The organism is uncultured Chitinibacter sp., from assembly GCF_945957625.1.
GTDB lineage: Bacteria > Pseudomonadota > Gammaproteobacteria > Burkholderiales > Chitinibacteraceae > Chitinibacter > Chitinibacter tainanensis.
This window is the reverse complement of the sequence record NZ_CAMFLP010000004.1, coordinates 18,262-30,657: the sequence shown is the minus strand read 5'-3', so window position 1 is coordinate 30,657 and position 12,396 is coordinate 18,262. Positions and strand designations below refer to the sequence as shown.

Genomic DNA, 12,396 nt, shown 5'->3' with positions numbered 1-12,396 from the left:
CACCTTATAGGTATTTGGTAATGGCTTTAAATTCACGGATAGCATCCGCGCTCTGATCTTGCACTGCGTGCTCAAGGCAATGATCGATGTGGTCATGCACCAAGGTCTTTTTGGCGCTGCTCACCGCACTTTCAACCGCCTGCAATTGCTGGGCGATTTCCAAGCAACCGCGCTCGTTTTCGAGCATGGCGATGACGCTATTGAGGTGGCCTGCGGCGCGTTTTAAGCGCTTGATGATGTCGGGATGTGATGCGTGCGTACCCATAACTCTATATCCTATCCTGGGGGTTAGGATATTAGCCTAAGGTTATGGCCTTGTCTGCAGGAATTGCTTAGTGTGTGATTGGAAAATGGGATCCTGTTTTATGGAAAGGCCTTCCCGCCCCATGATTTGAAATGATCAAATTTGGGGCGGGAGTAGTGCGTTAACGCACTGCTTGCAAGCATCCTTACAGAGTCAAGGCTTTTATGAGCAAGCCAACAACCGCACTTGCGGCGATAACATGAATAACATTGCGTTTGTATTTGAACAAGGCGATGGCCGCAGCAATAGAAATCAGTACTGAGATCCAGTCTACTGAAGTCAAAATTCCACCAGCGAAGCCCTTTGGCCACCAAACGTGATAGCCAAAAAACAGTGCCAGATTCAAAATCACGCCGACTACAGCAGCTGTGATGGCAGTCAATGGTGCGGTGAATTTCAAATCATTGTGCGTGGTTTCAATCAATGGGCCACCAGCCAGAATAAAGATGAAGGATGGCAGAAAGGTAAACCACGTCACCAGTGTGGCAGCAACTGCACCAGCCAGAAAGACTGATTCAGGGCCGAATATGGCTTTGACATAACCACCAACAAAACCGACAAAAGCCACAACCATAATCAATGGGCCAGGCGTGGTTTCGCCAAGTGCCAAGCCGTCAATCATTTGGGTTGGTGTGAGCCAGTTGTAATGGCCAACTGCCCCTTGATACACATAGGGCAACACCGCATAGGCACCACCAAAAGTCAGTAAGGCCGCTTTGGTAAAGAACCACCCCATCTGTGTCAACGTGTGACCCCAGCCAAAATAGGCAGTCAGCAAGCCCATTGGAACGACCCACAGCAGTACGCCAATGACGATAATTTGCACCAGACGCGACCAGCGAAATAGCGCGTGTTCTGGTGTTGGCGTATGGTCATCAATCAGCGCCGCGCCGTAGGATTTATCCGCCTTGCCATGGCCTCCACCCGTTTTGAAGCGGTCAGGCGCAATGCGACCGCCGATATAACCGACTAATGCTGCAACGGCCACAATGATGGGGAATGGTACATTCAACGCAAAAATTGCAACAAATGACGCTGCAGCAATTGCCCACAGGACATTGTTTTTCAGAGCTCGCGAACCGATGCGGTGTGCGGCTTGGACGACAATGGCCGTAACTGCAGGTTTAATGCCATAGAACAACCCAGAAACCAGTGGCACATCGCCAAATGCAATGTAAACCCACGATAATGCAATGAGTATCGCCAGAGAGGGCAATACAAATAAGGCGCCTGCTGCAACACCCCCACGAGTTTTATGCATTAGCCAACCAATATAGGTTGCCAACTGCTGCGCTTCAGGGCCGGGCAAGACCATGCAATAGTTCAGCGCATGTAAAAACCGTTTCTCAGAAATCCAGCGACGACGCTCAACTAACTCTTCGTGCATGATTGAGATTTGACCTGCTGGCCCGCCAAAGCTGATAAAACCGAGCTTGAGCCAAAACAAAAATGCCTGCCAAAAGCTCACCGCCGGTGGCGGTAATTCGGTCTGCTCAACCTTAAGCAATTCGGGTTTGTTCATGATGAGGAATTTCTTTGTTCAAAACTGCTTAGCAGGCCATCAAACACAGCACTGGCAGAGAGTAAAAGTTGATCATCGTTGGTGATGGCGTCGCGCAGGCCTGCGAGCACGGTTTCGATGCCGACTGATTCAGGCGGTTGAATACCACCGACATCGAGGTAATGCACCAAGGCACCGAGTCGTTTCAGCCCTGCTGCTTCTAGCCCAAAACTGTCCAGCAGGACTTCAAAGGTCACGCGATGCCCAACATGGCTAAAACGAGCGCCATCAAAATCAAATCCCAATGCATCTGTAGGGCAATCCGCTGGAGACTCCAGCCAAAGTAATTTGGCTTTAGGATCAATAAAACGGCGAATCAGCCAAGCGCTGGCCAAGCGATCCACCCATGGTCGCCGGCGCGTTGCCCATGTTCGACCTTGGTATTCGCTCAAAAACAGTCGCGCTACATCTCCCTCAGTGGGATAGGGCTCATCCGGCGCTAAGGCTCGTGCCGAAGCTAACTCCAGCTCTTTCAATGCGGCATCGGCCTGTTTTTGGGCTTCGTTCGGGAAGAAATCAATCTCGCACAGTGCTGCAAACGCTTTGCGCTGTTTACGCACTTGTTTGATCACTTCTCGAACCGTCTCAGCGCTCAGACTCGCTCGAACTTTTGTTATTTCGGCAAGCAGCGCCACATAATCTGCGGTACGGTCGAATAGATGGCTAAATTCATCAGCCTCAGGCTGCTCAATGTCGAGCACGTAAGCTGAACCACCAGCGGCCTGAACATCTGTTGCAATCGAGGCCAGTGTTTGCCTGCAAGCTTCAAGGGCAGGCAGCAAGTACACACCATCGCGTACAACGGCTGCACCGGAAGATTTAAGCGTACGCCAGGCTCGCATCCGCACAGTGGCGGTCTCAGTTGGCAAAGTAAGGATAAGAGAAATTAGTTTCATTTGTAGAGTTTAAAACAGAAAGGTTGTAAACTCTACAAAAATATCAATTTGAAAGGTAAGTCGATACCTATGGTTTGGCGTCCGCTATGGCTGAGCAGCACAAGAATGCCGCACAACAAAAAAAGGCCGCAATCTGATAGCGGCCTTTCATTTTTACAGCTTCGTCATCGACACATCGGCCTTGGCGGACGTACAGTCTTGGTACACGCAAGCTGATTTTACGAAAATTAGCATACACAAGAACGCCCTAGGGAACTCCATATCTAGATATCGATCCGCACGCGATTAAGTTTCATGCTGGCGGGCTATGCCAAATCATTCGCGGAGAAATCAAGTATTGTGTCTGACGTGCTCTGAGGCTAATTGCTACTGAGAACGCGTGGCATCGCTAGATTAGGCTACGGGCTTAGTGTGATTGTCACCGTATCGCGATAGGTGCCTGCGGCCACTAACGGCTGACCACCAAACACTTTCACCCAAAACGAAAACCGCCCCTGATTTTGATCGGTAATCATAATGGTGCCGATTTGATTGCCGCTATTGCCAAAGATGGTGCTGCAAGCGCCATCTAAGCACAGCTGATAGCGCAACGTATCGCTGCGGCTATCATGTTTCATGCGGCGATTTTCAATGCTGCCCGTGTTTAGCGATGGGCCTGCGCTTAGACTGGCGATGGCACCGCCGCTGGTACACGTGAGAAAAATGGCATATTGGCGCGTAATGTCGATATCGGGGAAGTAAACCCCCATATCCCCGATGGGTAAGGAGCTGATCGAGCAGCTCATCGCCCAGCTTGCACCGGGAAAGCCCAAGCAAGAAGCTAGCGCGAGGGCGAACCATTGTTTGCTCATTTATTGCGCCCCTTTTCGCAGGCAGTGTATCGGGCCCAATTCAGTCACAACTTCATTCTGTGGGGTAATGCTGATGCGGGCAGTACAGTCTTTTGCTTCAAAGAGATACTCTCCAGGGGTAAGCTCTTCCGTGTAAAAACAGCCATCCAAGCTGGTGCTGATGGTGACGGTCTTGCCGTTTACTTGGCTACTTAGGACGACATTGCGTAATGGCTCGCCCAGCTCGTCAAGTAATTGTCCGCTAACGGCGTTGAGCTTTTGCAATCGAAACATCACCGCGCGGCCATCGCGATTGCCGCTAAGTATTTCGTACTGCAGGTAATTAACGCTGTATTCAATCGGAATATCGTTTTGGTTTAAGCCAATTTGCTGGTAATTAAAGCTCGCAATATCGGGCAACAATAAATAACCATCTGCATCGGTGTTCCCCATGGCGCTGCTATTGTGGGTGACGCCAATATTCGGCAGCCCCGTATCAACCCAAGCAAAACTATCGTGGATATACCGCGTTGCACCCCAGCGGCCTTGGCCGGAGGCGATGGCCCCTTGCCAATTAGCGCGCCAATTGGTGTTGCTGCCTTGTGCGCCAGCGGTGTGCATCACATTGAAACTGGCTTGCCCGTAGCGCAAATTGCTTTCGAGCCAGCCTAAATAATCAGTCCCATTGTCTTGTTGCTGTGCGCTTAAGCTATAACCCCAGCCTTCGCCGCTCGGTGCGCTTTTATTCAGGGTACTGGCATAACGCATGTGCTCGTTTTGGTACTGAGCCCCGCTGTAGAGATTATGTCCCGAGCCAAAATACCATGATAGATTCAAGTACCCGCTCCAGTCGCTGCCTAATTGATGGTCGACTTTGCGAATTTGGCTGCTTACAGACACATTGCGCCACGGTGAAATCGAATAGCCCAGCGTATAGCGATGTAAGTTTTGCAGTGGGTCGTCACTACTTTGCCGGCCATATTCCAGATTGATATGGCCCAAGCGCTGGTTGCCCCAGCTCGCGCCCACATTGACCGACCAGTCCGCAGGCGTAAGTGGGGTGAGTTCGGAATGAGTGCGCCAATAGCCTGCGCTTTGCCGTTGACCATTGGCATACAGGCTAAAGTCGCCATTGCTATAGCGATACTGAAATTTCTGGGCATGGCCATTTTGTTGGGTGTCATGCTCAGCCCAAGACGCTACAAGGCCTAGCACGCCATACTGCCCTAATTTTACATTGCCAAATACACCATAACTGCGATCATCCGGATTACCACTGGCCTGCGCCCCAACCGTTAACCAATCGCTTAGACCAAAGCGGTGAAAAGCCGCGTAGGCCAAGCCTTCATAATGATCGAAACTGCCGTTTTGCCGCGCCAGCCCGAGGTTGTAGTTAAATTCACTTAAACCGGCTTTGAGTAGAGAGTCGTCAAAGTAGTAGGGGATTGCAATATTCTGCACGCCACCGTACTGATCTTTAATCACAATATCGACGTTTTGCAGCCCCGAGAAATATTGCAAATCGCCAAACTGGTACATGCCGGGTTGTAGATTAACTGTCTTAATCTTTTGGCCGTTTAAATACACTTCGGCAGTCGACGGCTGCGTGATCGCGGCCTGACTATTAAAACTGGGCGCGCTTTCGAAATCGGGCTGCATACTAAACACGCGCGAGATGCCGATACCCGCCATCGTTTGATTAAAGCCCAGCGCAGCTTGGCGCGGGCTTAAGTCGCCCAGCGTTGCGCGCAACATCAGTTCGGGTTGATCGTAGTCCAATGTGGTATTAAGCCGTCGCCATTGCTGGTTTTCGCTTTGATAATCGTGTTCGCTACGAAAATTGAAATGTGCCGCGTTGAGATTCAGCGTTGGGCTGATTTGATACGCAAGGCCACCTTGCTGTTGGTAGAGCGCGGAGAGCCGATAGCTCAAATAGCCCGAAAAAGGCGCTGCGGCAGGGTAAAGCTCGGTATGCGTTTGCCGCAGTGAGACGGTTTTGTCACCAAATTCGCTCGCTGGGGCGTCAAGGTACACGGTGAGCGTTGAAGTATCGATGCGGCTTTGAATCCCGCCTAGGGTGTCGGCCCGATAATAGCGTGTCTGATCGTGGCTAATTAGTTCGCCATGAAGGGTATTGATTCCGGCGCCTTTTAATGATTGCTCTGCAATCCAATACCCCTCTTGGTCGTAAATGGCTTCTACATCACCTTGCGCCACGCCGTTTACGACCAGATTGAGCAAAACTTGCTCCAGCGCGTGGGCGCTGGTGCTGCAACACAGCAGTAATAGCCAGCGAACTAGGGTCTGCATGCGGAGGCAGGTATTGAAATCGATTGGCTGAGGGTTTGTTGGTCGGTTTCAATCACAATCTGTTGTGCTTGATTATGCGAACACGCGCTAGCAGGCAAGGGCAATTGGTAGTTGCGGCGTACGCCTGGGTGCAAATACCATTGATCGAACTGATTGATCTCGTCGCCATCATGACCGATACGCACCCGCGTAAGGCGCTGGGTGGTGTTGCCGTTATTGTGTAGCTCAAACCGCAATTGCTGCTGACCGACCTCAATGACACTACTCTTGAGCTGCACCAGCCGCGGGCTGGGGCGCACAAAAACCGGCACGCCAAAACTCACGACCATCGCAACCTGACCTTGCGTTTCTTCGCTCGGCGTATTCGGTTGCTCGTTAATATATAAACGATAAGCGCGTTCTTGTGCCGTGGCGGCTAGTTTGCGCCCGAGCCGAATAATCTGCTTTTGCTGCGGGGCAATTTCAAATTGGCGCGGAAAAAAAATCAATTCATCAGGCGCGTCGGTATACGTTTCTTGGCCGTGCTCGTCTTGCGTCCAACGTTTGAGCTCTAGCGCAAAGCGCAGCGGCTTGTCGCCTTGGTTACTGACCATAATGGCCTGTGATTTATCGTGTGGGCTCAGCTCAACGCGAATGGGGGAAACGGCAAATTGCCCAGCCCAGCTCGATAAACAACATAATCCGATGAAGAAAGCAGAAACAAAGCGCATAGTGTGGCCACTTGCGGATAAAGAGTGTGCTGATAGTTTAGCTGCCTGTCTCGCCAATGCAGGCCGTTTTAGGGCTTGCGGGCACCGAGTGGTGTACCCGAGCGACAGCGTAGCTCAATGTGCATTGGCGAGTGGCTCAATACGTGGATTAAGGCGTGAGCGTTAGTACGACGGTGTCGGTATAACCATTGGCCACCGCGGCGGCGTCTAGATCGCTGCCTTTGATTTTGGCGCTTAAATTGAGTGTTTCTGGGCTGGCGATGCCTGCCCCGGTGCCGCTTTCTTTGTCTAGTGCCAATTCATACGGCAGTTTATTCGCGCCGCTGATTAATTGATTACTGCCGTTTTCGGCATTCCGGCCAGAGTCGGCCGAAATCGTGTATGGCACGCCTGCACTGCACCAAAATTGCGTTGACGCGGGTTGGCTAACATCGCCTTGGCCTGCCCGTAAGTCGCCCATATTGATGGTGACGTCAGACGCATCGGTAAAGGCACACGTGCCGACGATATTGGCATTGATAATGACGTTTTTGCTCGCCGCTACCGCCGACGTGGCTAGAGTGGCTGCCGCAAGCGCTGCAAGTAGATGGGTCGCAATTTTATTCATGATGATGCCTCTTTTGAAAACAATGGGTTTAAAACGCATAAACCTAGTTCACAGTTTAATGAGGCAGGGAGTGCGCTTCATCGCAGTAGTCCACTGCGACGGCGTGTAATATTACATCGAAGCTTACGGGTTAACGCTCAGTACAACGGTGTCGGTGTAGGTGCCAATTGGGCGGGTGGCGTAGTCGGCTTCCAATACGGTGGCTTTGAGCTGTAAATCAATCACGCTGCCTTGGCTGATGCCCGAGCTAGGGCTCACCGTAATGGCGTAGGGTAGGCGCGCATTGCCATTTCTAGCCGCCATTTGCCGCTGTGTTCCCGATGGATATAAACCATCGCTGAGCCGAACGTAGAATTCGGTGCCGCTGGTGCAGGTGACAGGCACGCTGCTTTGCAGTGTGCGATCGCCATGGCCTAGCTCGCCAAAGTCCATCACTAAATCTTCGCCAGTCACAAAACTACAACTGCCCAGCACGGTAATTTGTAGCTGCAATTGGCTTGTCGCCGCCGCTTGCGTGAATGTGCTGAGGGCGCATAGCAAGAACGTGGCTAATAGTCGATAAATACGCGTTGCCATTGTTGTTCCTCCCTTTTGCTGATAGCGGCCCACTGTCGGCCTTGTTTACAGTCAACTGGGCCTTGCTGCGTGGTTGTGATGTCGAGCGGGGCGCTTGCAGGAGGCAATTTCGTGGCGCAAGTTGACACCACATTGGCGCTAATTCTCACTTCTTTAGCCCAAAGCGATGAAACAACTAGGCTGAGGAAAATTAGACCTAGAGTTCTCATAAAGTCAACTGAAGTTAAAACTTGGAAAAGGCTAAGCAGCATATTTTTTGCCAAAACGTAGCTTAAACGAAGAAGTTAATGCTTTGGGCATTTTTTGCGAACGCTGAATTGACCTACCTCTGGAGGGTGTCCTAATTTTGTGTAAATGGTTATTTGGCAGGAAACTGCCGTATTGTCCGGATAAGCTCCATATTTGCAGGGCTGCAATATCAGCAGCTTCACCACCTTCCCTAGTGCTCAACAGTTTTCAATTCTTGCTCAAAAATTGATACGATTGCGAAAACAGTCGAGATACTTTCTGCATGAGCTCAGCATCAAAACAACCTTTCACCCGTTACATCGTTGGCCAATATGGAGAGTGGTCATCTGCAGGCCCAATTCTGGGTGAGGAGTCCCCAGGCTATCCAGTTCATCGCGTTGCACCAGACGAGCCTCATGTTAAACATGCTGTAGCTTGGTTTGTCTATGAGCATCACGCCATTCAATTCGCGACGCTACTCAACGCTTCAGATCGGTAAGTTAGCGTACGTGTATGCATAGCCAGTCACTCTAAGTAGCTGTACATCCACTCAACGTGCTGCGTGGGGTGGAAATCGGGCCTAGCAGGCTAGGTCTTCGAGTGGATGACCTCCTCCCGAAGAATCGTTAGGCCATCATTGCATTGAATGAAGGCCAATCAGATTGCCTTCAGTATCGACCACCATCGCAATAAAACCGTGTTCACCAATAGACAGTTTAGGTTTAAAAACTTCTCCACCATTTGCCGCCGCCCGTGCAGCCTCAACTGAACAGTCCTCGCAAGAGAAATAGACCAATGTACTCCCTCCAGAAGGGCAGCCAGGGAGTTTTACCAGCGCTCCAGCTGCACCTGAATCTTCCATTGACATTGGAAATGCCCACATCTCCATCTCTGGGAAGCCTATTGGATCAGGATTTTTTAGCTCTTCTAATGTGCCATCAAAGACCGCTTCGTAAAATGCCCTAGCACGAGGCATGTCCTGAACGTAGATTTCAAACCAGCCAACAGGATTGCTTTTCATGGTGGGGCACCTTTTGAAGAAGTTTTGAATAGGGCTAATGTATAGCCGATTCAACATGTTATGCAGGTTTTCTATTTCTTCTCAATCGTTTCGTGTTAATGATCCATGAAAGCTAACAGTCGGTTGTGCCCATTGGCACGCTTGTGTTCCGGCACCAGCGTTTTAAATCAAGCCATCTGGTCCGTATGCTCCCTAGTCTGCGGATTCCCTTAACAGAGAAGTGTCGTGATAAGTCGTGGTCACTTTTTTATGACTACTGGGTTAATTGCAGTGGCCGGCGTAAAACTGAACGCGATATGTGGCAAGGTGTTCAGGTTAATCACCACCTCATGCACGGTGTTTGCTTCCAGCGGGTCCATCGGGAGCAAGAATGCTTGGGCCGCATCAAAGCTCGACTCACCCTGATAGCAGCCCGTTAGATCACCAGGAATTGGATTGGTACACCCATTTTGGATGCGACGAACCGGTACAAATTGGCCGGTTCTGGTGTTTTTGATCGTTGCTGAGATGATTGAAGGTGTGACCCCTTGTGGCACTTGAATCAGAATCGGGGTACCCACTACACGAGCGCCAACATCCGGTGCGGGATTCGGGACTTCCTGATTAGGGCGGAATTCATTGGGGACTTTGGAGCCTTGGCAGGGATAGGTTCTGGCGCGATCTTGGCCTACTTTGCCTGCATCCACGAAGGTCAAATCTGTAGTGGCACACTGAATTTGGCCACCTGATTAGAGGTGTTATCCTGCACCTCATCAGTGATTAGGTGACTTCATGAACATCAAAACCAGACCCACATTCACGCCTGAATTTCGCCTCGAATGTGCGCAGCTTGTGCTCAACAAAGGCTATTCCGTTCGAGAGGCCGCTCAGGCAATGAACGTAGGTAAGTCGACCATGGATAAATGGGTTCGGCAATTGCGCGAAGAACTCGCCGGCATGACGCCCAAAGCACCCCATTCCTGATGAATTGATCACAGACCTGCTGGCTAACTACCAAAAACCCGAAGACCTCATCGGTGAGCAGGGTCTGCTCAAGCACCAGACCCGTTGGACTGGCTTTGATGACAAAATCCTCTCGCTCTACGCACGTGGCATGACGGTGCGCGAGATTCAGGCTCATCTGGAAGAAATGTATGGCACCGAGGTGTCGCCCAGCCTGATTTCATCGGTTACCGATGCGGTCATCGACGAAGTCAAAGCTTGGCAATCGCGGCCGCTAGACGCGGTTTATCCGATTGCATATGTAGACTGCATTCACGTCAAAGTCCGCGAAGGTAGCGTGCGTGTCAAAGCGGTCTATTTGGCACTGGGCGTTACTATGGCGGGTGAGAAGGAGGTGCTAGGAATGTGGATTGCCCAGACTGAAGGCGCCAAATTCTGGCTGCAGGTCGTCAACGAGCTGCGCAATCGCGGCGTGCAGGATATCCTCATTGCCTGCGTCGATGGACTCAAAGGCTTCCCCGAAGCGATTGAAGCGGTCTTCCCCAAAACAGCGGTGCAGCTGTGCATCGTGCATATGGTGCGTCACAGCCTGAATTATGTTTCGTGGAAACGGCGCAAAGCGGTGGCGGAAGATCTGAAGCGGATTTACCAGTCGGCGACGGTCGAGGAAGCCGAACAGCGGCTAGCTGAATTTGAAGCGAGCTGGGATGAAGAATACTTGCCGATCAGCCAATCCTGGCGGCGCAATTGGCCCCGGCTAATTCCCTTCTTTGACTTCCCACCGGAAATCCGCAAAGTGATTTACACGACCAATGCGATTGAGTCCATGAACATGAGCCTGCGCAAGCTGACCAAAAACCGGGGTTCATTCCCGAGCGATGAAGCGTTACTGAAATTGTTCTACCTAGCGCTGCGTAATATTAGCCAGAGATGGACGATGCCACTGCGGGATTGGAAAGCGGCGCTAACCCGGTTTACTATCCAGTTTGAGGAACGACTTCCTCAGTAATCAACGAAGCCGATTTACACAAAATTCTGCACACCCTCACATGAGGCCAGCACGAGCATTCTTAAATAAAGCATGCTATAGGTCGTTGGGTGGCGATATAGCTTTCAAGTCTATTTCTAATTTTTTTGTAAAACTACTTTTCAGGTAAATCTAAGTGATTTACGGCGACCTGATGCTGCCATGCATTTCCATTTAATGCTCTTTCATATCCTAGTGAGAATAATTTTTTCATGTATTCTCTATCAAAGAAGTCGTTTGGCTTCTCATTGAAATCCATTGGGATCCAGGACAAATTGAAGCCGATGCCATCCCTTTGCGAAAGAATATAAACTTTGGCTAAATCGCCTATTCCCTGGGTCCGGATTAGTGATGAAATCGACTTGCTTAGAATTGGAACTAAAGAAAGTCCAACGTTGTCCCACTCCGGTGTCAACTTTGAATTCCTTATTACATAAATCTGTGGGGTGCCTTCAACCTTAAGTCGTTGTGCGATTAGTTTCCAATTCAAACCCGGTGCAGACAGAAATAGTTGTGAAGTTACACCGCCATCCACATGAACCTCCTGGTACACTCTAGTACCCACATTGACATCAATAAGCACAGGTGGGAAAGCCCCAGGGATGGATGCAGAGGCAAGAATCACTTTGTGAATAAGCTCCTTTGCATTTGGGCTGCCACTAGCCGCTATTTTGGTAATGTCCCATGTCACCGGACGCGTGGCGTCTAGGTTCGTCGTGCCAACTAACAATGATCGTCCCTTGCGGCCTTCAATCGCAATTTTCTCAATCATTTGATCATTGATGTATTTTTTAATGAGTGTTTTCAAGCGAACTGTATCTGCAGCCGCATCACCACTTATAATTGATAAAATGCTTCGGACTTCTATCAGATCCTTGGATGAGTAACTTGTGTATATTTCTTTTAATTGAGGATCATATTCAGCGCCTAAGAAAGCAAAAGGTGCGATCAGTGCTCCAGTACTTACACCTGTAACAATCTGAAATTCTGGGCGTTTGCCTGCTGCAGATAAACCGACCAGAAGTCCAGCCCCAAAAGCACCATCGGCGCCCCCTCCTGAAACAACGAGATAATTGTGAGGGCGATTCATTATCGCTGAAAACCTCGACTCCAATTCACTATCACTTAGATTTTTCCAGCGTTCAAACCCATCTGGAGTTTGATCTCCCCAGTAGCGTGCCTCTGGTATATCAGGGATAAAAGCTTGCTTCTCTAAAGCCTTCGGAAGAGGAGAGGTTCGATTTTGGGGCGTTGCACAGCCGGAAAAGGCAACAACCACGAACGAGAGGATGATGGAGCTAAGTAAAGTAGTAACCCATTTGCTACTGGTTGTAACAACGAATTGACTCACAAAGACTCCTTTAATTTCGAACGTGTCATTAGA

Annotated in this window: 12 protein-coding genes and 1 pseudogene; 2 read left to right on the top strand and 11 right to left on the bottom strand. The window is 50.3% G+C overall.

What is annotated here, in order from left to right; all coding sequences use genetic code 11:
* Positions 1-4: 4 nt before the first annotated feature.
* The 10 genes from QV747_RS06705 to QV747_RS06660 all read right to left on the bottom strand — a co-directional run bounded on the left by QV747_RS06705 (position 5) and on the right by QV747_RS06660 (position 9,603).
* Positions 5-265 carry a metal-sensing transcriptional repressor gene (locus tag QV747_RS06705; RefSeq protein WP_028450114.1) on the bottom strand — a complete coding sequence of 87 codons (261 nt, stop codon included), beginning with the start codon at positions 263-265 and terminating at the stop codon, positions 5-7.
* Between the two features lie 184 nt (positions 266-449).
* On the bottom strand, positions 450-1,826 hold the full coding sequence (gene chrA / locus QV747_RS06700) for a chromate efflux transporter (protein ID WP_273430038.1): 1,377 nt from the start codon (positions 1,824-1,826) through the stop codon (positions 450-452).
* Positions 1,823-2,761: a chromate resistance protein ChrB domain-containing protein gene (locus QV747_RS06695; RefSeq protein ID WP_273430037.1), complete on the bottom strand. Its 939-nt coding sequence runs from the start codon at positions 2,759-2,761 to the stop codon at positions 1,823-1,825. Before QV747_RS06695 ends, chrA begins: the two co-directional genes overlap by 4 nt.
* Positions 2,762-3,159: 398 nt before the next feature.
* Positions 3,160-3,612, bottom strand: a complete 453-nt coding sequence (locus tag QV747_RS06690) for a spore coat U domain-containing protein (RefSeq protein WP_047391574.1) — start codon at positions 3,610-3,612, stop codon at positions 3,160-3,162.
* Positions 3,613-5,901, bottom strand: coding sequence for a hypothetical protein (locus tag QV747_RS06685; protein WP_273430036.1), 2,289 nt, complete (start codon positions 5,899-5,901; stop codon positions 3,613-3,615).
* Complete coding sequence (locus QV747_RS06680; protein WP_028450109.1) at positions 5,889-6,611, bottom strand: molecular chaperone; 723 nt, start codon at positions 6,609-6,611, stop codon at positions 5,889-5,891. Before QV747_RS06680 ends, QV747_RS06685 begins: the two co-directional genes overlap by 13 nt.
* A 148-nt stretch (positions 6,612-6,759) precedes the next feature.
* On the bottom strand, positions 6,760-7,218 hold the full coding sequence (locus QV747_RS06675; protein ID WP_028450108.1) for a spore coat protein U domain-containing protein: 459 nt from the start codon (positions 7,216-7,218) through the stop codon (positions 6,760-6,762).
* A 123-nt stretch (positions 7,219-7,341) separates the two neighbouring features.
* Positions 7,342-7,794 carry a spore coat protein U domain-containing protein gene (locus QV747_RS06670; protein WP_034619523.1) on the bottom strand — a complete coding sequence of 151 codons (453 nt, stop codon included), beginning with the start codon at positions 7,792-7,794 and terminating at the stop codon, positions 7,342-7,344.
* 862 nt (positions 7,795-8,656) lie between these two features.
* Positions 8,657-9,043, bottom strand: a complete 387-nt coding sequence (locus QV747_RS06665) for a VOC family protein (RefSeq protein ID WP_028450106.1) — start codon at positions 9,041-9,043, stop codon at positions 8,657-8,659.
* 239 nt (positions 9,044-9,282) lie between these two features.
* Positions 9,283-9,603 (bottom strand): hypothetical protein, encoded by a 321-nt coding sequence (locus QV747_RS06660; protein ID WP_273430035.1) that lies wholly within the window; start codon positions 9,601-9,603, stop codon positions 9,283-9,285.
* Positions 9,604-9,814: 211 nt separating this feature from the next.
* On the opposite strand from QV747_RS06660, the pseudogene QV747_RS06655 reads away from it, so the two are divergent.
* Positions 9,815-9,994: pseudogene (locus QV747_RS06655) on the top strand (transposase); the annotation flags it as partial.
* Positions 9,995-10,022: 28 nt separating this feature from the next.
* Positions 10,023-10,994, top strand: a complete 972-nt coding sequence (locus QV747_RS06650) for an IS256 family transposase (RefSeq protein ID WP_373317293.1) — start codon at positions 10,023-10,025, stop codon at positions 10,992-10,994.
* Between the two features lie 133 nt (positions 10,995-11,127).
* Here QV747_RS06650 and QV747_RS06645 read toward each other — a convergent pair whose 3' ends face one another.
* Positions 11,128-12,363: a patatin-like phospholipase family protein gene (locus QV747_RS06645; protein ID WP_273430033.1), complete on the bottom strand. Its 1,236-nt coding sequence runs from the start codon at positions 12,361-12,363 to the stop codon at positions 11,128-11,130.
* Between the last annotated feature and the right edge of the window lie 33 nt (positions 12,364-12,396).

Excerpts from the sequence above, each read along its gene's own strand:
- QV747_RS06705 (WP_028450114.1), bottom strand. The coding sequence starts at position 265 with ATGGGTACGCACGCATCACATCCCGACATCATCAAGCGCTTAAAACGC.
- chrA (WP_273430038.1), bottom strand. The coding sequence starts at position 1,826 with ATGAACAAACCCGAATTGCTTAAGGTTGAGCAGACCGAATTACCGCCA.
- QV747_RS06695 (WP_273430037.1), bottom strand. The coding sequence starts at position 2,761 with ATGAAACTAATTTCTCTTATCCTTACTTTGCCAACTGAGACCGCCACT.
- QV747_RS06690 (WP_047391574.1), bottom strand. The coding sequence starts at position 3,612 with ATGAGCAAACAATGGTTCGCCCTCGCGCTAGCTTCTTGCTTGGGCTTT.
- QV747_RS06685 (WP_273430036.1), bottom strand. The coding sequence starts at position 5,901 with ATGCAGACCCTAGTTCGCTGGCTATTACTGCTGTGTTGCAGCACCAGC.
- QV747_RS06680 (WP_028450109.1), bottom strand. The coding sequence starts at position 6,611 with ATGCGCTTTGTTTCTGCTTTCTTCATCGGATTATGTTGTTTATCGAGC.
- QV747_RS06675 (WP_028450108.1), bottom strand. The coding sequence starts at position 7,218 with ATGAATAAAATTGCGACCCATCTACTTGCAGCGCTTGCGGCAGCCACT.
- QV747_RS06670 (WP_034619523.1), bottom strand. The coding sequence starts at position 7,794 with ATGGCAACGCGTATTTATCGACTATTAGCCACGTTCTTGCTATGCGCC.
- QV747_RS06665 (WP_028450106.1), bottom strand. The coding sequence starts at position 9,043 with ATGAAAAGCAATCCTGTTGGCTGGTTTGAAATCTACGTTCAGGACATG.